General features: G+C 60.3%; 18 protein-coding genes. 7 read left to right on the forward strand and 11 right to left on the reverse strand.

Going from position 1 to position 21,326, the window contains the following annotated elements:
• The first annotated feature begins 60 nt into the window (after positions 1-60).
• The 3 genes from GK109_RS00455 to GK109_RS21985 all read left to right on the forward strand — a co-directional run bounded on the left by GK109_RS00455 (position 61) and on the right by GK109_RS21985 (position 3,784).
• The gene (locus GK109_RS00455) at positions 61-1,680 is read left to right on the forward strand and encodes a DUF3604 domain-containing protein (RefSeq protein WP_231754918.1); all 1,620 of its coding nucleotides are present in this window, start codon (positions 61-63) and stop codon (positions 1,678-1,680) included.
• Positions 1,681-2,612: 932 nt separating this feature from the next.
• Positions 2,613-3,233, forward strand: coding sequence for a helix-turn-helix domain-containing protein (locus GK109_RS00460; protein WP_157238289.1), 621 nt, complete (start codon positions 2,613-2,615; stop codon positions 3,231-3,233).
• The gene (locus tag GK109_RS21985) at positions 3,230-3,784 is read left to right on the forward strand and encodes a DUF6036 family nucleotidyltransferase (protein WP_231754772.1); all 555 of its coding nucleotides are present in this window, start codon (positions 3,230-3,232) and stop codon (positions 3,782-3,784) included. The genes GK109_RS00460 and GK109_RS21985 overlap by 4 nt, the downstream gene beginning before the upstream one ends.
• A 169-nt stretch (positions 3,785-3,953) precedes the next feature.
• On the opposite strand, the gene GK109_RS22180 is transcribed toward GK109_RS21985, so the two are convergent.
• Both GK109_RS22180 and GK109_RS00475 read right to left on the reverse strand, forming a co-directional pair.
• Positions 3,954-4,343 (reverse strand): carboxypeptidase-like regulatory domain-containing protein, encoded by a 390-nt coding sequence (locus tag GK109_RS22180; protein WP_197432368.1) that lies wholly within the window; start codon positions 4,341-4,343, stop codon positions 3,954-3,956.
• A 379-nt stretch (positions 4,344-4,722) separates the two neighbouring features.
• Positions 4,723-5,867, reverse strand: a protein-coding gene (locus GK109_RS00475; protein ID WP_157238291.1) for an IS3 family transposase whose coding sequence is annotated in 2 segments (ribosomal slippage) — positions 4,723-5,591 and positions 5,591-5,867 — 1,146 coding nt in all. Because the reading frame shifts where the segments join, the coding sequence is not laid out codon by codon here.
• Between the two features lie 554 nt (positions 5,868-6,421).
• On the opposite strand from GK109_RS00475, the gene GK109_RS00480 reads away from it, so the two are divergent.
• Entirely contained in the window at positions 6,422-6,628 is a 207-nt protein-coding gene (locus tag GK109_RS00480; protein WP_157238292.1) for a hypothetical protein, read from the forward strand.
• A gap of 561 nt (positions 6,629-7,189) precedes the next feature.
• On the opposite strand, the gene GK109_RS00485 is transcribed toward GK109_RS00480, so the two are convergent.
• On the reverse strand, positions 7,190-7,510 hold the full coding sequence (locus GK109_RS00485) for a thioredoxin family protein (RefSeq protein WP_157238293.1): 321 nt from the start codon (positions 7,508-7,510) through the stop codon (positions 7,190-7,192).
• Positions 7,511-8,431: 921 nt separating this feature from the next.
• On the opposite strand from GK109_RS00485, the gene GK109_RS00490 reads away from it, so the two are divergent.
• Positions 8,432-11,263: a hypothetical protein gene (locus GK109_RS00490; protein WP_157238294.1), complete on the forward strand. Its 2,832-nt coding sequence runs from the start codon at positions 8,432-8,434 to the stop codon at positions 11,261-11,263.
• A gap of 1,036 nt (positions 11,264-12,299) precedes the next feature.
• Here the strand turns inward: GK109_RS00490 and GK109_RS00495 are convergent.
• From GK109_RS00495 to GK109_RS00505, 3 genes are all read right to left on the reverse strand, one after another.
• The gene (locus GK109_RS00495) at positions 12,300-13,910 is read right to left on the reverse strand and encodes a competence protein CoiA (RefSeq protein ID WP_157238295.1); all 1,611 of its coding nucleotides are present in this window, start codon (positions 13,908-13,910) and stop codon (positions 12,300-12,302) included.
• A gap of 500 nt (positions 13,911-14,410) precedes the next feature.
• On the reverse strand, positions 14,411-15,811 hold the full coding sequence (locus GK109_RS00500; protein ID WP_157238296.1) for a hypothetical protein: 1,401 nt from the start codon (positions 15,809-15,811) through the stop codon (positions 14,411-14,413).
• A gap of 270 nt (positions 15,812-16,081) precedes the next feature.
• The gene (locus GK109_RS00505) at positions 16,082-16,594 is read right to left on the reverse strand and encodes a mismatch-specific DNA-glycosylase (RefSeq protein ID WP_157238297.1); all 513 of its coding nucleotides are present in this window, start codon (positions 16,592-16,594) and stop codon (positions 16,082-16,084) included.
• 348 nt (positions 16,595-16,942) lie between these two features.
• On the opposite strand from GK109_RS00505, the gene GK109_RS00510 reads away from it, so the two are divergent.
• Together GK109_RS00510 and GK109_RS00515 are read left to right on the forward strand one after the other, a co-directional pair.
• Positions 16,943-17,377 (forward strand): hypothetical protein, encoded by a 435-nt coding sequence (locus tag GK109_RS00510; protein WP_157238298.1) that lies wholly within the window; start codon positions 16,943-16,945, stop codon positions 17,375-17,377.
• A gap of 21 nt (positions 17,378-17,398) precedes the next feature.
• Positions 17,399-18,364 (forward strand): hypothetical protein, encoded by a 966-nt coding sequence (locus GK109_RS00515; RefSeq protein WP_157238299.1) that lies wholly within the window; start codon positions 17,399-17,401, stop codon positions 18,362-18,364.
• Between the two features lie 59 nt (positions 18,365-18,423).
• On the opposite strand, the gene GK109_RS00520 is transcribed toward GK109_RS00515, so the two are convergent.
• The 5 genes from GK109_RS00520 to GK109_RS00540 all read right to left on the reverse strand — a co-directional run bounded on the left by GK109_RS00520 (position 18,424) and on the right by GK109_RS00540 (position 21,202).
• Positions 18,424-18,597, reverse strand: coding sequence for a hypothetical protein (locus GK109_RS00520; RefSeq protein ID WP_157238300.1), 174 nt, complete (start codon positions 18,595-18,597; stop codon positions 18,424-18,426).
• 136 nt (positions 18,598-18,733) lie between these two features.
• Positions 18,734-19,195: a hypothetical protein gene (locus GK109_RS00525; protein ID WP_157238301.1), complete on the reverse strand. Its 462-nt coding sequence runs from the start codon at positions 19,193-19,195 to the stop codon at positions 18,734-18,736.
• Entirely contained in the window at positions 19,188-19,697 is a 510-nt protein-coding gene (locus GK109_RS00530) for a hypothetical protein (RefSeq protein WP_157238302.1), read from the reverse strand. The genes GK109_RS00525 and GK109_RS00530 overlap by 8 nt, the downstream gene beginning before the upstream one ends.
• Before the next feature lie 933 nt (positions 19,698-20,630).
• The gene (locus tag GK109_RS00535; RefSeq protein WP_104997784.1) at positions 20,631-20,999 is read right to left on the reverse strand and encodes a type II toxin-antitoxin system death-on-curing family toxin; all 369 of its coding nucleotides are present in this window, start codon (positions 20,997-20,999) and stop codon (positions 20,631-20,633) included.
• Entirely contained in the window at positions 20,996-21,202 is a 207-nt protein-coding gene (locus tag GK109_RS00540) for a ribbon-helix-helix protein, CopG family (protein ID WP_229666519.1), read from the reverse strand. The genes GK109_RS00535 and GK109_RS00540 overlap by 4 nt, the downstream gene beginning before the upstream one ends.
• Between the last annotated feature and the right edge of the window lie 124 nt (positions 21,203-21,326).

Consider the following 21,326-nt stretch of genomic DNA (forward strand, 5'->3'; position numbering starts at 1 on the left):
TGCTTGCGGAACCGTTCTGGGTGCCTCACGCATTGACGCTCGCTTAACCGTTAAACCGTGATGCCAAGCGTGTTTACCTCGTTTCGCAACTCCAAGGACCAGGAGCGGATAATGGCCTTACCGAGAATGGGATCCTCGCTGGATGCCTATGCCGGAACCCTTGCTTTTGCCGGCGACATCCACAATCACTGTGATATCAGTTATGGTCACGGGAGCTTGGAAGACGCCTATCGGAATGCCCGCCTTCAGCTCGACTTTGGCAGCGTGACGGGCCACGCGAACTGGCATGACATGCCGGACACGCCAGCGGATGTGAATGAATATCACCGCAGGGGGTTCGCGCGCCTTAAGGATCAATGGGCTCACGTCCAGGACGTCACCGAAGGTGTACATCAGGATGGCGTCTTTGTATCTTTGCTCTCGTTCGAGTGGCACAGCATGACATACGGTGACCACTGCATCTACTACAAGTCCGGACGGGGGCCTCTGCGCCCGGCCACTGCCAACAGCCTGGAGGAACTCCGGTGTGAGCTCCGGAAACTCAAAGCCCGTGGACTGAATGCTCTTGCAGTGCCGCACCACATCGGCTATTTGCCGGGGCGTCGCGGCATTAACTGGGGAACGTACAGCGAAGAGTTTGCCCCGGTGGTGGAAATCGTATCGATGCACGGGTGCGGAGAGCACGACCAGGCGCCGCGAAAGTATCTGCACACCATGGGTCCGCGGGACACACAGAGTACGGCCCAGCACGGCTTGGAGCTGGGGAAAGTCTTTGGCTTCATTGGATCAACCGATCACCACAGTGCCCACCCTGGAAGCCACGGTTATGGCAGGGCCATGGTCTGGGCGGAGGAGCTTACGCGGGACGGCATCTGGAACGCCATACGCGCCAGGCGCACCTACGCCGTTACCGGAGACCGGATCATGCTGGCGACAAGCGTCAACGGTCATCCCATGGGGTCCGAGATCCTGAGCAACGGCGACAGGGAGATCGCCATAGAAGTGGCAGGCGGTGACTCCGTCGATTACGTGGAGCTTGTACGCAACGGGGACATCATCGCGCGAGCATCGCCCACGGCCGCTCCGGAGAATCTCTTTGACGGCGTGCTCTCCGTGAGCGTCGGCTGGGGAGAAGTCGGAGTGAAAGCAGCGTGGGACATCGAACTTGAAGTCCTCGGGGGGGTCATCACTGCAGTTGAACCACGGCTTCATGGCACCGACATCGTCGCGCCAAGCGACGCCGTCAAGGGCAAGTTCAGCTTCTCCGCCTGGCGACAAATCGATGAGCATCGTGTTGTCTTTACCACCGAAACCAGGGGCAATCCCACGGTCACGACGGACGCCACGCAACAGCTTGCCTTGCACGTGACAGGCGATGAGCGCACAGTGCTAGTCGGCAGGTTCAACGGCGTCGAGATGAAGCATTCCATCGCCGAGCTTCTCCGCGGCTCACGGGCTGCGTACACCGGAGGCTTCCTTTCGGGCGGAATCCTTATGCACCGCGCGTCGCCCCGAAACAGTCGGCAAGTAAATCTTGAGCTTGTGGATAAGGGGTCCGGAAGCCATCGCGACTGGTACTACGCAAGGGTCCGGCAACACAACGACCAATACGCCTGGAGCTCCCCCACATGGGTCAAAAGGCAACACAGCTCCCCGCAACTTCCACGAGAAAGCCAATGATAAGTGTCCCGTGCCACACGTGTCAGGCTGAGACGACGGTACCAAGAACTTATAGCAGGTCCGTCTCGTCGCGTGGTGGGCTGAGGAGCGGCGAAGTCCAAAAATATTGACCCCACGTCGGGATAGGCTACACCCCAACCTGACATCACGTGTCCGAGCGCGCCAGGTGTGTGAGCCGGGCACGTATATGTTCCTTAAAGCAGACGTAAGTGTGGACACTGTCCACACCCCCTTTGGTAGGACAAATAGAGCACCCCGAGCTCGCGTGACGCCAGCGAGCAGCCTTCCAAGAAAGCTTTGCACCCAGAATCGGCTGGGTCATGTGGTCCCCGCTCCCCCGCACCATGAACTGATGTTGGCCACTCCCGACCAACCCGACAGAACCGGAACGAGGAACCGCAGAAACCCCACCTCAGCAGGCGGAAGACCCACCAGCCAGGGTCTTGAACCCGCCACCCCACACACCTGAATGGGCTCCGCGGCAGCCAGGCCACAGCCCGCGCATCTAGCGTCAGAGGGACGCCACCACAAGCCATGTCAACACGTTAAAGCAAAAACCCCTCTGACGAGGGGTGATGCGTGCCCGAGGTGGGACTCGAACTGCATTCCAGCCCTTGCGAACACTGGGAACCCGCGGAAACATGCGGAATCCGGCCCGGTCCGACCCCCATACCACCCAGTCCGAGGAGCAAAGTGTGGACATTGTCCACACCCCCAAATTTTCCGCTTCAAGCCTTCCTGCCACCCACCGCGCGTCATCTGGAGATGCTGTTCTTCGTTGTGCTGACAAGAGTCCGAGGCTCCAGCGGGCCTGCACCATCAGAGAGGCACCGCGGTACAAACCGAAGGAATGTCAGCTAACCGCCGAACCCTGCAGCAGGAAATGCAAGTGTCACCATTCGGTGACATAATCGACGGTAGGAGGGGATACCATGACACTGGAAAGCACCATCGAGACCCCGGCGGCAGCCGGCGCCTTCATCCGCGCCCACCGCACAGCCCGCGGGCTGTCCCAGCGAACCCTTGCCGACATGGCCGGGGTGTCACGGAAGTTCCTCATCGATCTGGAAGCCGGCCACGACCGCGCCGAACTCGGCAAAACCCTGGCCGTCATGGCCGCCCTCGGCCTGTCCTTGGCCGCCACAGATCCCATCCCCCGCGGCAGAGACTTCGACCCGGCACGGCGCGACTACGCGACAACCTTCACGCGCCTTATCGCCGAACGGGACTTTGAGTTCGCGATCAAAATGCTCGCCGATTATGCCAGCGCATCCCTCACTGCCGGCATGCCGCTCCTCCAGCGCAGCCCCCGCCTCAAAGACCCGCACTGGTCAGCGGCCCTCGCCGGAATCACCAACTACACCGCACACCGACTCGGCCAAGCCGCACCACCATGGACGCGACGAATCAAGCCCCTCGACGAGGCATGGATGCCAGCCCAGTCCTACCGCACAATCCGAGAACCCATGAAGAAACTCACCATGTCCGAAACACCCCAAGAACTCGCCGACCTGAACGTCTTCATCCGCGAACGCAGCCTGGCCACCGCATGACCGGCGGAGAACTCACCGCCACACAAATCAGGGCACTCCTCCACGAACTCGGCAGGCGCCTGCAGACCGCCGGCGCCCACGGCGACGTCAAACTCGTCGGCGGGGCCGCCCTCATCCTCCAAGGCATCGGCAACCGCCCCACCGCAGACATCGACGCCAGCTACGCCGACCCAACCACTATCCACGCCGTCGTCGCCGACATGGCAGCAGACTACGACCTCTCCCCCGACTGGCTCAACACCAACGCCGCAGCCTTCGTCCCAGACAACGCCACCTGGGTCGCCCTCGAACAGCTCGACGGACTCACCATCCAGGCCGCAGACACCGAAACGCTCCTTGCCATGAAAATAGCCGCCGAACGCGACAAAGACACCCTCGACATCGCCCGGCTCCTGCGCCGACTCAACATCACCAGCGCCGCCGACGCCGTAGACCTCGCCTACGACAAATACGGCGAACACTCCATTCCGCTCGCCGCCGGACGCGACAATTACCTCATCGTTGTCGACGACGCCCTCGACGCGGCCGCCACCCTCAAGCCCGAAGACTGATCCGCCCCTTCACCGAGCAGTAGGCTCACAGACTAGACAGCGCACTCGTGGGCTCTGTTAACAGGCTCCGCGGGCCTACGCTCACCTAGCCGCCACAGAAACGAGGATGCCCGTGATCACTCATGGCATTGAGTGACGGCAAAATCTACCAGCCCTGCGTGGATCAGGCTTAGCGAATCCCGGTGTCGACAACCAGCGTGACGTGAACGGGCGTGTCTGAGATGACCACCAGCTCGGTAGCCGTCGATGCGTAACCGCCGATGTTGGTCGCTCTGAGCACGTAGCGACCGTCAGGCAGCGTCAGGTGGAAGGCCCCGGTGCTATCGGTTTGTGTTGAGCCCCGGGCGGCATCCCCGTCCATGGCCACAACCGCGGCCCCTGACACGGGGCGCGGTGGACACTCCTGACCAACACGTTCGACGGGACAGACCGGGCCGGTCAGGACGAAGCCGGTAACAACCCCGGAATGCCCCGTGACCGGACTGTCTGGACTGGTGCAAGCGCACAACCACACGACTGCGGCCAGTAAGGCCCAGACGGAATGCTTCACTTCACTCACCAACATTCCAGCACGACGTCACGATCCTTGCCCGCCGTTGGCTGACGGCGGCGGTCCGTTGCCCTGGACTGGACAAAGTGGCCGACAGGCGGCTCAACCATTAATGCATAAGACCGAGTATCCACCCTCCGCAGCTGGGAGGATATCGCCTCCCGCAGGCTCGTACAACCCGCTCACCTCAGTTGACGACATCCTCTAGTAGATGGCGTGGGGGCCATCTTCCACCCTCACGTCCTCATAATTGAGCCATGGACGACCAAGAACTGAATGCAGTGCTGAGAGGCTACAGCGAAGCCTGGGGTCGGTATATTTCCCCTCCTGCAATGCAGGGCGTGGAACCGGTGCTTGGGACTGCCCCGGCTTTTGTTGACTCGGGGTCTTAGGCCGCTGTGAGCGCGGTCCGGTTGATTGTTTCATATTCGATTGGCGTGAGTTTGCCCAGCCGTCTTTGCCGTCGCCGGCGGTGGTAGGTCCGTTCGATCCAGGTCGTGACGGCCAGGCGCAGTTCCTGCCTGGTGAGCCACCGTTGACGGTCCAGGACGTTCTTCTGCAGCAGCGAGAAGAACGATTCCATCGCGGCGTTGTCCGCGCACGCACCAACCCTGCCCATCGAGCCGGTGAGGCCGTGGCGCCGGAGTGATTCGACAAAGCGGCGTGACCGGAACTGGGACCCGCGATCCGAATGCACCACGGTCCCAGCAGGGTTGCGTGACCGCACCGCGTTCTCCACAGCGGCGACGGCAAGCGAGGACTTCATCCGCGAGTCCATCGAGTAGCCGACGATCCTGCCGGAATAGACGTCCTTCACCGCGCAGAGGTAGAGCTTGCCCTCGGCAGTGGGGTGCTCGGTGATATCTGTCAGCCACAGCTCGTTCGGAGCTGCGGCTGTGAAATCCCGCTCGACCAGGTCGTCATGCACGGGCGGCCCGGGTCTGCGGTTCACGCCCCGCTTCTTAGAGAACACCGACCAGATGCCGTGGTCCCTGCACAGGCGCTGGACCCTGTTCTCGCCCGCTGTGATGCCCTTCTCCGGGAGTTCGTCGGCGATAAACCGGTACCCGAACGCTGGGTCGTCGGCATGGATGTCAAGGGCTGCGTTGACCAGGTGCGCATCGATCCAGTCCCGTTCCGTGACCGGGTTGGCCTTCCAGCGGTAATAGCCTTGCTTGCTGAATCCCAACACCCGGCAGGTCACCGCGACGGGGACACCGTCGGCGGCAAGATCCGTGACCAGCGGGTAGGTCATTTTGGGTTGATGTCCCTGGCCAGATAGGCAGCAGCCCGGCGCAGAATCTCGTTCTCCTGCTCCAGCAGGCGGTTGCGCTTCTTCAGCTCCCGCATCTCAGCCGACTCCGCCGCCGCTGGGCCGGCCCCGGAGTCCTTACGCTCAGCGATAGCGATCCAGCGCTTCAGCGTCGTGACCGAAAGCCCAAAATCCTTCGCAATCTGCGCCAGCGGCGCCTCACCCTTCCGGGCCACATCGATAACATCCTGGCGGAACTCCGCCCCATACGGCGTGGGCATGGTCAACATCCTTCCACGAGCACAAGCTCGCTAGGTCAAGGAGTCAACAAAACCGGGGGCAGTCCCCTTCCCGCGCAGGCGCGATCAGCCATAAATAGGTTGCAGGCGGAAGCGAGCCGCGTGCCCGCCCCGGGTGGACCGCTCAGCAACTATAGCGATGCGTTGACCACATGGGCGGCGGTCAACCATCCCGACATCGACGCGCTGGAAATGAACAGGCATATCCTTCACAAACTGATCTTCGATCACCGGTAACCAGAAACGGATGCTCCAGGAGCGGTGCGCATGCGAAGCGCGTCGCCAGAACCAATGCCCTGGTCCCCTGAAACGGGCTAGCGATTCTCGCGCATGGATGTCTTACAGGGGGTTCCACTGAAAAGAGGCCGACTCGTTCTCAGCCGATTCAGTGTCTCCAAACTTCTGGCCGTTTCCTGAGCAGCGAGGTGACATTTAGCTTGCTGACGGAGGAAATAACACCATGAGAAAATGAGCACATTAACTGTTCTGGCTGGCGAACCGCGGACCAGCACGCCCCGCCGCACCAGGAGGCCAAGATGAGTGATTTTGATCCTCGCCTGGCAGCCCGCGCCCTCATCGAATCAGGCGGCCCAACCATCCCGCAGATCTGGCTTAAATACTGGGCACTGGGAGGGACGGCCGACGTCATGGAACTGGATGCATTCATCCACGGCATTCCCCTCCTCAGGGGCCTGGAAGTTGAACTTCTAACCCTCGCCCTAAAGGAACTATCGACCGAGTGAGGTTCCGAGGGCCGATCGAACCTTGGGCGGCCCGGCCCCTACAGCCGCCTGCCCGCAAAGCCCTACCCCTGCCGGCGCCCAGCAACTGCCTGCTCCAAAACCGCCCCGCGGGGAACGCGGAGAAACATTCCACAGACGGGCCCATCGGCCCTGCCCGGACCTTGCCCACTCTGGCAAACTTCCGCCCATGCGGTACTTCCTTGAATACGCAACCGACCAGGGAGCCGGCCGCTTCGCGGTTGAAGGCACAAATCTTTGTGACGCGCTCACAAAGGCCCGGGCAGCCCTGCAGGGTTTGGATTGCACCCGTGCCGCCCTGCGACACACCCCTCACCCACGTCCAACCTTCGGTGAAGGGCAGGCCCTCGCCATTTACACGCGTACCGAAGGCTGGAAGATCCAAGGACCGCAGCCCGTGTCCGAGTAGCCGTTAGCACTGCTTCCCTAAAACCTTTCTCGCCCTCAAAATGTCCTCAAAGTGCCGCAGTCGGGCAGTGATCCGTGCTTAGCGACCGCCGCCATTTCCGAGGCGCCCGGCGCCTACGGCCACATGGCTTCGCGTCAGAATCCACGGTTTACAAGGGCCTGGACTATTTGGTTGAGGGTCGGCAAGCCCGCAAACCCATCAGGAGTGGCGTATAACCTGCAGGCCAAATCGTCAACTGGTGCGCCGGTCGGGAAAATGTCCGAGCCATCGACAGTGATGGTCAGGGAACCCGCGAATCCCGTGTCCGAGATGTCCGAGATGTCCGAGGCCGTGCTCAGCTGTCGCAGCCGCACGGCAATGTCGCTGCGTCCCAGCACAGCCAAGGCCGACTCAAGACGTTCCAGAGCTCTAGCGGTATTGGGGCACTGGTCGATGTGCAGCAGTTCTATCCTCATACATCCATTGTGAACCGTCACCACGACGTCCCCGGCTCCGGTCAGTTGGAGTGTGCTCCTCGACCGCGAGCTGCTGCGGCCGGGGGCTCAAGGTCTGCAGTAGCAAGGAGATTCGTTGCCACATGCAGCTCAGGAGAGCTCGGGTGCACCACCTACGAACCCAGCCCCCCGTATAAAGCAGACATAAGTGTGGACACTGTCCACACCCCCTTTGGTAGGAGAAACCGAGCCACACCGAGACTCCACGAGGTCTCTGAGAAGCCCCTGATGAAGAATTTCATACCAAAGTCGGTCACGTCATGTTGTGCCAGCAGCCCTGGACCATGAACAGGTGTTGGCCACCCACGACCAACCCGAGACAACCAGGACGAGGTACCGCATAACCGCAGCCACAGCGGGCGGAAGGCCCACCAGCCAGGGCCTTGAACCCGCCACCCCACACACCTGCACAGGCTCCGCGGCGGCCAGGCCACAGCCCGCGAACCAACCCGTCAGAGCGACGAGAATCAAGCTTTGTACACACGTCAAAGCAAAATCGCCTCTGACGAGGCGATATGTCGTGCCCGAGGTGGGACTCGAACCGTCTTCCAGCCCCTGCAAACACTGGGAAGCCGCGAAAACATCCAGAATCCGGGGCAGTCCGGCCGATCTCCTCCCCAGTAAGAAGCGAGAAGCGTTGACATTGTCAACACCCGCTATTTCACTATTGAAGCCGTTCCAGGCCAGCACGACCTCATGGCTTCCGACCACGTGTGTCCCGAAATGGCCCGCTGGCTCACGCCAAAAACACAACTTCGGCGGTCGTAGTAACGCCCAGGAGAACATCGGGAGAACGCTCACTGAGGAAGGTGGCCGCCACGTGGGGCCGCGGATGCATGAACCTGACGGAGACTTTCGAGGCATTCAGGAACAATGTGATCCATGAATGATCACGCTTTACATGGCCGCGAGGACGACCGTGAGGCCGTAACGGCCCGGCCGGATGGTTTCATACTCGTCGTAGGCGATTCAGGCATCGGGAAGTCGAATTTCCTGTCGAGCCTGACAGCCTGGCCCGGAGAACCGTTCGTATCACGTCCAATCGTTTTGAAATCGGTTGAGGGTTCGTTGCAGACGGCTCTCGCCGACGCAATCAGTGATTGCATGGCCCAGTACCTCGCGGCCGCCCCCGACGTTCGCACCGCGTGGGCCGTGGCTAAATCCATCATGGACCGAGCCAGCACGATCACCGGAAGTGAAATTGGCCGCGCAGTCCTTGCTCGCACTCTCACTTATGCCGAATCGAAGCTCGGCAAGGAAGTCGTCGATATCGGCAAGAAAGTGCTCGGTGACGTAGCGACAGGTGGGGCGTTGGGCTTTGACGATCGACTGGCATCGATCCGGGTTCCTGACCGCGCGAAGGAACTATGGGACATCGCGTCGGGATTCAGCGAGGCTGTGGGTCGACCGGTGGTGCTGCGGCTCGATAATGCTGAACGCCTTGCGCCATCCGATCATGGACTATTGGCTGAACTTGCCGACACGACTGCCGGACCGGTGCGAATTGTCGCTTGCGTTACCCCGCATCATGCGGCGGGCGACGCCATAGTGCAGCAAGTGTCCCTGCGCGGCGTACAGCCGCATACACTTCTCCCACTCGTGCACTCCGCCATCGAAGAGTGGCTCATCTCCGCACACGTTTCCCAGGCTCTCTGGGATACGATCATCCGACTCTCTAGCGGGTACCCGTTCTTCATCGCCGATGCCATCCGGCTGGCAGAAGGGGGAGCATCTCTCGGCGAGATCGCCGCCCCGAACGGGTTTGAGGCGCTCATGCGCGCGTCCTGGAACAGCATCCCTGAGGGAATCCGGGCAACAGCGGCAAGACTTGCGCCCTTCGCCGAGCCGCCCAGCGACGATTTCATTCTCGATTACCTCGGTTTCGATGTTCTGCAATGGGGGATCCTGACCGACACCTTGCTTGAGTCGGGCATCTTCGTCCGCCGCTCCGATGGCGCGGCCTGGTTCCACGATAGGCGGCGTGCCTTTATCTGGGAGCGAGTGCTAACTGACAAACCGCGGAAGCACGTTGCTGGTGCGGCATTCGCCGCCGTCGCGTCCTGGTTGGACAGACAGAGCAGCCTCGAGCTGTGGGTTCCATCTGCAACGGCCGTTCTTGCAAGAGCAGTTGAGCCGTCGGCTGAGAAAAGCCTTACTCATGAAATCCTCGCGCTATCCGATGAGAGCATTGCCCTGCTCTGGGGGCTGATCGAGGTGATGGAGCCGAATTCAATTCGCGCTCCTTTCGCCGAGATCGGTGAAGTCATACGTCATGCTGAGGCGCGTTCAAGTAGAGCGATAGACACGCTGAATACCATGACTCAGCTCGAAGCGAAGGGTCTTATCGAGACGCACGAGGCAGATGATGCCCGACTCGTGCGCAGCAATGTGCGACAAAAAACCGACTACGCGGCCCTGCTCGGCGAGATTCAACTGCGCTTTTACACTACTCCCAAGCCTCGTCTAGCAAGCGCGGTTTTTGATGCCTTCATTGGTCCCGTGATGGGCCATTTCGACGCAGCCGTGATCAGTTTGGGTAAATCTAGCCTTGTCGACCATAAGAACCAAGCGAAGCTACTGCGTGACCCGAGCATTATCGGCGGCGTCGACGAACCGCTAGCGCTAGGGGCAACGGTCGCGATCGATGACCAACCGATAAGCTTTACCGCCAAATTTTCCACGCGTGAGGCCAGGGATGAGGCGGAGCGGGCGGTGCTAGCCATCGACGGGCTCACCTCCCGAGTGCGACCCGATCGGGTGATTCCCCTACCGCAGCCTCGCCTGCGCTACGCTCGGTATCGGCTAGCGGTGAAGTCGTTGGGACTCAAGCGGGCGAACGCCAACGCACCCACGCGCCACGAAATCATGGAGTTCCTCGACTTGCGGGCGCGCTACGCGGCAGCACTCGGAACAGTCAGCACAACCGAAGAGTTGGAAGTGCTCAACCTAGGGCGGCAGCGCTTTATCGTCGACATCCGTAAGGATCCTGGCACTTGGAGCTCGTTCGAAGTAAGAACGGACAGTGTAAAGCCCACACAAGATGTCTCTGAGCTCGCCCCTGACCTACGCGACCCACTTCTCGAACTTCAATTGCGTGCGGAGGGCTATCTCACCGGCAAGGAGCGCATCGTAAGGACGGTGACGCGCTTTGGTAAGCAACCGCCGATTCCGCATCCACTGACCGCAGTTTTGGAAGATATAGACGAGGCTGGAAAGACGTATAACTCAGGACTCCGCTCGGTACTCTTCCCGCCAGATGCCGAGTTGCTCGAGCGAGAAATACAAAGAGAGCGGCAACGATTTAACAGTGTGATAACCGCGTTGGAGTCGGCTGGCGTCGAAGGTCCAGCTCATCAACCTTCGCTGCTCGTAGGGTTCTGGGAGGACCTCGACGGGGGATGGCACAGCGACTTCGGCAACTGGAGTGCCTGCGCGCTGCAGGTTGACGATGACCAAGGCGCCGTGAATGTTCGGCGACTCGAGCGATCGCCGATAAACGTCACCGAGTGGCCCGAGGTCACGGTACCGGACGTGTTCGCGGGCCACGCCGGCGTCAAAGCGAAATCATGGCAAGAAGGTGTAGCGGATTCGGTCATCGCTCCGCTGTTGGGTTACGCCGACCACGACGCACGGATGATGGATCTCGACACGCCGCTTGGCAAGATGATGCGGAAGACGCGCGACATCGTTGGCGCGGGTGATTTCGCCACGTAAAGGGTTGCCCATTTGGCGAAGCCTTCGGTCTAAAACCCATGCCGCCCATAGGAGGAAACATGGCAGCCCAACGGACATCCAATGAAGGATTAAGACCCCCACAGAATGGGCAAACGGATGCGCTTTCCCGTGTTGAATACGACAGTGCAGCCTTAGAAAGGTTGCGGCACGCAGCTGATCTTTTTCAGTCACTCGAGCGCGAAGTCGACGAGTGGAACAGGCAAAATGTTCTGCTCGCACAAGGCGCAATGCGTCGGACCCTAAAGAGCTGGAATTCTTCATGCCGCGGGAGCCTCGACTTCCGCTTCCGCGGTGGAGCAACAGTTTTGGCGACGGAGTGCACAGCTTGCGTGCCTCGCTTGACAGGCTCGCCTTCGAACTTTGCCATGTGACCGGCCAAGCACTCGAGAAACCAACGCAGATCTATTTCCCGTTGCCGAACAACCGGACCAATGGAGGGACAAGATCAAACATCTTGGCTCGATACCGGAAACGATTCTCGAGCGGCTCAAGCAGGTGCAGCCCTGGCATTCGGCCAAACTGAAAACCCACGCGCTGGCTCTTATCGACCGCCTAGATATCTTGGACAAACACCGAACCAAGGTCGACGTATTTGCGCTTCCAACGGGTTTGTCTCCGGAGAGGCTACGGGCATGGCCAGGGGGCGAAGAGCACTCGGATGCCTGGGAAGAACCTTGGATGCAAGTCGGATATGACGGCCCTGTAGATCGCGGCGCGGAGCCTGCACTGTGGGACGTTGATGCATGGCCATTGGTCCATTTCGAAGGTCGTATGGCGCTGCTCGGCCAGCTCCAGCCATGGCTCTATCAAGAGACCATGCGCATTTTCGTGTTCGTCACGTCCGGAAGGTGGCCTGAGTCAAGCAATCCCGTGTTGAACCGGAATGGGTCGCATTACCGCCCTGGGGCGTCCAGCCTTAGAGTCCAAAGTACCTAACCGCAGCGGTCCGTCAGTGGGGACGCCTATCGCAGATCGCTGTCCTTCATCGATAGACACAGACAGGCGGCTTTCATCGTTACCGCCAGCCGAAGCGGCGGTTGCCAGGGGTGATGCAACCTCTGTCAGCATGGATGCCCTCGTTGTCGTCCTCGAACTCTCCTCCGCAGTCTGTGCACTCAAAGCGGAATCCGTTAGGGCTGACGCGGTACCGGGGGTTTGCTCGGAGCTGCTCCATTCGTTCGGCATGGGCCTTCTTGGCGGCCAAGCGATAAGGCAGTTCCTCGTTCCCCGATTCGGTCATCCAGTACGGCTTGCGGCGTGGGCCGATGAATCTCCAGTCGCTCTCTTCGACCTGCACGGGCAGCCGTCCCGGTCGTGGCTTCTCTGAAGAGTCACGTCGTTGAGTGGGCGGCTCCCGGTTCAGCACATCGCGGGCCCCAACGGAGGCAGCGCTTGCTTCTGCGATAAGCGTCCACTTCTCTGGAGGTAGCGCGGACACCCACCGGCCCTGAACGACCTGCTTGCATTCGGGGCACACGAATGTCCGTCGCATAGGCTGGCCCCTCACCTGATAGACCTTCGCCTTAGCTAAGCTGCTCCCGGCCGCAGCGAACCATGCATCGACGTGAGCACGGCCATTGTCGAAGTTCTCGCTCGGAGGGCGCCACATGGTGTCCGCGGGCGTCCGTGGGGTCGTTGGTTTCGTCGACCGCCAGATGATCATGGGATGGCCTCCCTCCATGCACAGGACTTCACTGGCCCAGACGCACTTGGGAGCGATAATCGGGCGCGCATCTGTGGCGGCCGGCGCTGTGGCGGACGCGACGAACCTGGCTTCTACTTCCGCTGCCTTTAGCGCTGCTTTCTCCTCCGCCAGGCGCCGCAATTCTGCCGTTTCCTCTTCCCGCGCCAGTTTCTCCGCTGCCTTTAGCGCCGCTTTCTCCTCCGCCAGGCGCCGCAACTCTGCAGCCTCCTCTTCCCGCTTCAGTTTCGCCGCCGCCGCTGCGGCCTTCATTCGCTCCAGTTTGGCGATCTCATCTAGCTGATGCTTTGGCGTTCCGTGCGGCCAATAAAAGGTCGGCTGCAAGACCGCGTCCACTGCAGCCCCAACACGGTCTCTTTTGCCGAACAACGGCTGGTAGGAGGCGAGGTCCATCAGCGCCCCCGGTGCCTCGGGCAAGTCGCTGGACTTGCCGAAGCCCGTAACGACCATCGGCAGCCGAACCCGGAACCAATGGAGGTCGTCAGGGACGACCCACACCGCCCCGATGCGATCGTCTGCGTAACGCTGGGACCGGCGAATGTACTCATCTTCGCTCTGCGGTGACAGCTGTACCTCGAACGCGAGTCGTTTGCCGCTGGCATGAGTAGCCAAGACGTCGGCAATCCAAATCCGGTCTGGGTGCGGGTGCTCCACCTCAGCACGCCACTCTGGCATCGCGTTGATTCTGTCTTTCAGCGCCTGCTTCATCGCCAGGTGTTGAGCTGACTCAGACTTGTGCTGGATGGGGCACTCAATGTCTGGGTAGTGCTTGAAAAACTGTCTGCCTCGTCGTGTTACCCGGCTGGCACGTAGGCCGCACTCAATCAGCGTCAGGCTTGGGTAGTCAGGGTGATTCGCCAAGGCCCGCCACGGTTCGTGCACCATTTGTGTGGCATCGACGCGTTCACCCTTCAGGTACGCCACTAATTGCACAGAAGCTCCCCCATTTCTGCTGCTGATATCTAGGGATCAATGTATAGCCCCCGGCGTCGCCAGCAGCAGAGGAACTAATAAGCGCGTACCAGGCGCACTGCACGGCGGTTCGATGGTTAATGCAGGAGCACGAGCAAGGCCAGCCGGAGGTGAGGAGGGGCGTTGGCGAGCAAGGGAAGAAAATTCGTGCCGGTTCCTTCGTTAGTTGGTGACCCCGGGGTTCCGGAGCCGATGCAGGAACCTTCGCTGGGTTTCGCAGACCTATGGGGACACGTTGCGTTCGTAGTCCTCCGCTTCCGGCCTCGCCAACCCCATAGGCGATCTCAACAAGCGATCCTTTATAGAGATGGGAGATCCGGGCTCGATGTAAACTTTCTCCGCCCCGTCTTAGAGGGGTTTCAAGCGGGGCGGGTCGTCTCAACATGAGCTCAGGCTGCCACACGCTAGCGGACCGGCTTACGGCCTTCTTTACAAAGGGTCCAGGTTTCCGGTTACGTGACGCCGATCTTGTGTTCTACGTACTTTTGCAGGATGTTGAGGCCTACGCCGAGCCCGCGGTTACCGAGGTCCGCCAGGAAGCGCTTGAGGCGACCGCGCGCCGCGACACGTTCGGCCCCTCGCGCACCGCCGTCCTCAAGCTCATGAACCGCCGTTTCCAGCTGAGCGCGCTCGTGGCCGCCAAAAGTCGCTATGAGTTCTAGCAACTGTTTCGCTTCAGCTCCCAGGTTGACGGTTCCCGCGATGTTCTGGACCACCGAACCCGTAACCTCGTTGATGAACTGCGGATTGAAATTATTGACTGTTAACGAATGACTTGGGTTCATCCTCGGCCCCTCGATAATCCCGATAGCCGCGGGAGGCGGAAGCATCTCGTCCAAAACAGCCTCTACATTCCTACTCGTCAACCCGTCGACCTCAAGGACGATGTTCTCGAGTTCGTGCTTCAAGCTCAGCATCCGCTCCTCCCTTCGTTGCTTAAGGTCGAGGCTGAGACGGCGTGCCCTGGTCGCATACCGCGACACAATAATTGCTGCCGCGTCCTCCGCTACACCGTTCGCTATCAGTTGGGCGGCAGCGGCCGCTGGCGTGGCCACGCAGTCACCGAGGAAGGAGGAGAAATCCTCGAAGTAGCGGCTCAATCCACCCTCAGGCTGGCCGTCCCCGCTGAAGAATTCGAACACCTGACCGGCGGCAGTGCTGTAGCCCTCCTGACGAACGCGGCTGTGGCCCGTCTGGCCAAGCCACTCGCGGAACAGGCCGAGGAGAGCGTCCGCCTCTTGCGCGTAGAGACGACCGCTGGGGACGTAGAAGCGGAAGAGCAGGTGCCGCTCATTGTCCTCCAAGAACCCGCTCGCAATGATCGAACGTTCCACGTTCGTGCGGTACGGAAAAACGTTGAGTTGACGATCCCTTAGCATGGCGTTCACGCGCTCCCGAGTGGCGTCGGAAATCGCTCTGAAGGGGTCCTCCCATTCCTCCCTCATAGATTCGAAGAGGGCGCGATCCTCATCGCTAAGCCCGAGAGGAAAGACATTCTCCCTCGAACGCTCATCTGCCGGGACATCGTGGGCCGCGCGCTGCTCGTCGGTGAGGAATACTGCCTCATGGACGAGAACCGCGTGAGAACGGTCGGCGAGAGCATCCAGCAGGGCCCTAGACGCTTCTTCATACTCGGGTCGGCACATTGCCTCGTAGTCGTTGCGTCTCAGAACGACAAGCACACCACGACAGTGCGGCGAGGTAATCATGGTGACGATCCTGGCCCAATTTTCAGGCTTCGAACTAAGCAGCTTCTTATGATACGTGGCACCGCTTGACCTCAGTTTCGTTGTGGCCGATTCGCTGTCAACGTCTCCAATGAAAAGAAAGTAGTCAGGCTCATCCGTGGTCATCCACTATTTCTACAGGCTTCGCGCAATGGGGCGAAGCTGTCGACCCCGATGGGCCTTCGGGAACGATCGTTCGCAAGATCATCACTCGGTGTCCCCTCCTGCCCCGGCATCCAAGGATTCGCGGTGTAACGCCTGCCGTGTACGCGCCAAAGCAACGGCTGGCTCCATGCCTGAAACACCGCGTGCAAAGATCAACGCTTCAGGAGGACGGACCCGCCCGGGAGGCCGCCATGGGGCTCCGCTCGCACCGACGCCGTTTCAAACGTCGGCCTACTCCCCCAATTTGTCGCTGCGTCGCCCCAGATGCAGGGCTAACCGCGCCCACCAATCGAGCCGGCCCCCGCCCCTGTTCGCACCGGAACTGCTGGGCAGCACGAACACTTCGCTACCAGCGATTCTCCAGTCCTGAAGGCCCATCTCGACACGCTGACCGGGATCGGCGTGCTCGACGTAATCCTCGGCAACACCCTTGCCGTTGAAGGCCACACACTGAGGCCGGAACTCGCGCACCAGTGCCTCCAACCGCGCGTGGCCGGAGCCAAGTTCGTCGGACTTGTGCAGGTCGGTCAAACCGATCCCCAATCGCGGAAGGTCTTCATCATCCTGCCAGGTCAACGCCTCGGAGGTCAGCCCGGAGTCGTAGAGAAGGCCCCAGAACGCATTGCCGCCGTCCGCGTAGTAGTGGCCTTTTTGGAGGCTCTTGCCGCCTGGCTTTGGCTTATCCCCACTGATGAGCACCTGCATTCCTGCAGCAATCCGGTCCGGCAGACCCGCTCTATCCATTCCCCGTCTCCTTCGCCTAGGCGCCTCATGGTATCGGGCTTCCAACGTTTCCGGGCGTACTGAGGCTTAGCGTTGGACACTGCACTTTTTCAGAAACAATCAACCGGACCGCGCTCACAGCGGCCTAAGACCCCGAGTCAACAAAAGCCGGGGCAGTCCCGACCGCCCCGAGCAGCAGGCGCTGGGCTGGATCTTTGGCCGGATCAGCGACTAAGCGGCTTTGTCTTTCAATGAACGATCCGCTCAGGGGCTTCCAGCCCAAGCAGAGCTAACGAGCCCACGCTTACGCTTTGACCCCCTCAGATCAAACGTATCGACGACTCGCAGAATGCGCGCCGAAACATCGCGATGTATGCGGCAGTCGCCGCCTCGACCGAGATTATGCACGCCTACGACCAGGACGGCGAAGGACGGACGCGGCTCTGGATCCAGCATGGCGCCTCCGGTCTGCGGGCACTGTTCGTCCTGCATGGGGACGGATTCGGCAGCGTCGAATCCAAGAGCACTAAGCTCGGATCCATTGACCCCGCTAAGCCGGAAACGCTGGACGCTTGGAGGCGGGTCACAGGCCTCGGAATCGGACGGCGCATCTACGAAGAGGCACACCGGCTCGAGCCGGACGTCCGCTGGGGCGCCGCGAGGGCCACCATGACTGCTGCCACTCTTACCCACGCCACGATGACCCTGATGCTCTTGTTCGCCTTCGACGCTCCGCGGTTCCAGCAGGGACGGAGTTCTAAGCGACGCTGTTTTACCAGAGAAGCAATATTACGGACACGGTGAGTGGATGGCAGAATCTACGGCATGGCCACCGAAGAAACCGCAGTTCATAGCGAGGCCTGGGAACAGTTCGGGGCTTGGCTCGCCGACGTACAGAATTTGTCCCAGGACACCCACGCGTACCCCCTTGCGCCGGAATCTCTCCTTGCCGGAGATGAGCTTGACATCCCGAAGGGGCCAGGTCCGGCAGCAGTGGTCCGAACACTCCTGGATGCGTCGGTCGACAACCTGGGAGCGGCTTTCAGTCTCGCGCAGGCTGGTCGCCTCAGCCCTGTCGGGATCCCTACCCTGGTGCGCGGCACAATCGAGCTTTCCGGTCTTGGAATGTGGGTGCTGACTGGAACCGAGCGCGCAGGAAGACAGGAGCGGGCGCTTAGGGTAGGACACGATTCGCTCATAAATGCGTACAAGTTCTTCAAGGAGCGCTCAGAGCTTCCGGGTTTTTCAACTGAGAACAAGAAGGCAGCGGCTGCATCGGCGGCTGAACATAAAGACTCAGCGGCAGCCCTCGGCGAGGCGGCTGCCAAGGCGGGCCTCAAGAGGACGCGGGTAACAGCAAAACTGAACCGCACAGAGGCCCTCCAGGAGGTTGACAAAGCCCGGGGTTCGGATTTCTTCTCACTCTGGCAGCTGTGTTCGGGCTTCGCCCACGGATTGGCGTGGGCGCCATCCCTGTTCCACCTCCCAGTCGGCACGCACACAATGGAGGGCGGTGGAATCATTACTGCCAGCACTTTCCACGAGGAACGTGCACTGATGATGTTCCTCTGGGGAAAGCACGCGATCGAGGAACTGAGAGGCACCTTCGCTGCCGGTCGAAGTGCGACCGGCGGTCCGGAAACGACCCTCGTCTCCATGCCCAGGGAGAAGATGGAGGTGGAGGCGCGCGCCAAAGGCATCCAGATTAATTATCAATTCACATTCCCTCCGCCTCGCCAACCTGAAAGCAGCACTTTCTACATGGCTCAGCCGAATAATCCCAAGGGTTAGATCAGGGCCGAGGACCAACAACGGCCGGTCATCCTCGGTGAGCACGTGGCCTGCCGTTGCTATTCCTCGTCCTTGAAGACCTTGCGCCCTGACGTATAGCGCCAGATAACGTGATCCAAACGACTAGCGGGGACGGGGTAAAGCTTCGCCACCTCCTTGATCAGATCGCCGGTCTGCCTCGACGTGAGTTTCCTCGTAACGCCGCCGTGTTCCTTGACGAATCGGGTGATCATTCGGTCGGGCTTCACCGATCTTCACGTGCGGAACTTTCCCACCGTTCCTTAGCAGCCCTTGCAGCGGGAGCGAGAGGCAAGACGCAGTGCTTGTTCACCGTTCTTGCCATAGAGCTGTGGCCCAGCTCAATCGTTATCACTCCCAGACAGCCACTGTTTCCGCCGCTTCGGCGCCGGCGCGATTGGTACTTTCGAATGGGTCACCCTTCGAAACAATGCTTTCCTCGGGAGTGATGGGGCGAGCCGCATTGGGGTCAATTCGCAGACGTTCGACGCGTTCGACGTACTTTGGAGCAGCCAGCGTCTTGGCAATACTTTCCAAGCCGGTCCGATTCTCTCCACCTACGTTGATAGTCTTCGTCCTGAAGGTCGTGGCGAGCGTGATTTTATCTGCTACCTGGGTGGCCACAACCACCACTTTGACCCTCTTCAGCCCTCCTAGGTACTCGCCGGTTTCGGGATCTTCGACCTTGAAACCTTTTGGGTCCAGGATCTTGAAGTACATACCTTCACGAACTCCGTGGGAAGCCCCTCTATTCAGGATCAATTCGCGGTCGCTGATGATCTCTGCCACTTGGCCTTTAACGACTTCATCCATTTTGTTCCTCCTTAGTCAGTTCCAAGAATCTCCTTTTCCCCGCGTCGCGCTTAGTAGTAACTGCAACGACCACGCCCGGGGAAATTTCGTTCCAATCGCTGACGGATCTCTCCATCATCTCGATCTGCCTCAGCAAGGCGTTCTGAGCTTCGACCAAGCGAAGGGCCGTCATCGGCTCTACTTCCTCCACCACGTCAGTGACTGTCTCCTGAACGCTCTTGATTTCGCGGGCCATGTCCATCATGCGCTCGACGGCAGCCGTTGCAGTGGGCTCATGATCGACGGGCTTCGGTGCGGGGGCGAAAAGGATTCCAATAACTCCACCCAGAACGACTAGGAGCCCAGTTTTCAGTCCATCCTCGTTCTGCCCGGCCGAAGAGAGTGTCCAGATGAGAACGGCGCCCGAAACGGCAATCCCACCCCAAAATTTTCTGCCAAAATAGATCACCGAGTTTCTGAACTGAATTCCAGATCGGTTCTTTTGGCCCGGTTCTCTCCCCACTCGCCCATGATCTCACGCGTCCGAGGGATTCCAGGCCCGCGCTCGGATCAGGCTGGTGCATGTCGAGGGCCATATCGCGTTTCTGGGCTGACTCCAACTATGGCCGCGCCAAGAACGGCCGCAATTTCAGACTCGTCACGTCCCGATGTGTGATCTGAGTCAAGCGATCCCATGCACCGGAGTGGCGTGGCGGCTGTAGTCATGGGCAGCTGGCTGTGGGCCCAGAGTCCCCAACCTACTAGCAAGAGCGGTTGCGGAAATCACCGTTCTAGTCATGAAACAGCCGGAGCGGAACCTGACATTCCCTGGTGAAGGGCCTTTACCTATCACCTGAAATGTTCGTGCAGCGCCCCTGGTTTTGGGTGCCAGGAGGATCACCAACACGGCATCCATCCCAAATCGGCCGAGTCCTCGTGTTCGCCTTGCGTCTACATTCCGTCACCACCGAAACGACGTTGGCGGCAGCTCCCTAAAGCAACCCGTGGGCCGCGAAGCTGGCGCGATGTTCCTCACGGAGGACCGCCTCGGGTTGCAGGTGGCGAAGTCGTCCCGCGGATTTCTTCCCTAATAGCGTCAATCGGCTTCGGACGACGGAACGTGACGAGCTTCGCAGGAGTCGCAATCGCAGCATCTTGTCTTCGTAGAAGAACGGCTCGGGCCGCCGCTTTCCCGTCAGCAGGACGTACTGCACTGCGAAGCAAGTGCACAATTAGCTACAACAAGTCAAGATTTGTCAACAGCAAGAAGACAAAAAGCCCCTGACCTGCGGAAACACTGTGCCCGAGGTGGGACTCGAACTACATTCCAGCCCTTGAAAACACTGGGAACTCCCGGAAACATGCGGAATCCGAGGCAGTCCGACCGACCTACTACCCAGTCCGAAGCCCAAAGTGTGGACAATGTCCACACCCCCTTCCGGGGGCGCTGGAGGGACTATCGGGGCACCAGATGCCTGGAAATCTCGGCGGCAGCGTTCGGCAGGTCGATAGCGCCCGCGGCGACTCCGACGACGAGGTCGAAGCCTTCATCCGTGGTGAAGTCATGCCGGTGACCGTTGATCCACAGCAGCAGCACCATGAGCGTCCAAGCCGTCCGTTTGTTGCCGTCAATGAGTGGATGGAACCGGGCGACCGACTCCAACAAGGCTGCCGCCTTCACCGCGAGCTCCGGATAGGCTTCCGCGCCCAGGACAGTCGTAGCCGGCCTGACCAATGCTGAGGCCAACAACCCGACATCACGGATATGGAAGCCGTACCGATCAACTACCTGAAGGGCATCCTCAATGTCCAGGTACGCTGTCACGCGTCTTCAAGGCGCTTCAGCAGATCAGCGTCATGACTCATAACAAAATCAAGACCTGCGCTGATTTCACGCCGGCGCGCGTGGCGCTGCAGAACCAACTCTGCCCCCTGCAACAGAAGCGCGGACTTGGACGTATGTTCCTCAGCAGCCAACTTCTCCAGCCGCCGATCGAGGTCTTCAGGGACACGGAGATTCATAGCCATCCCCTTATGGTACCAAACCGGTACTGTCACCTTCAACGGTCTGCACGCGCCTTCGACTCGAGTCCTGAGCTTAAAAGGCGGGGCGGACGCCGGCGGGTAGTAGGTCAGCACGGAATACCGCCGT

The sequence above is a fragment of the Pseudarthrobacter sp. GA104 genome (assembly GCF_009741265.1).
Lineage (GTDB): Bacteria > Actinomycetota > Actinomycetes > Actinomycetales > Micrococcaceae > Arthrobacter.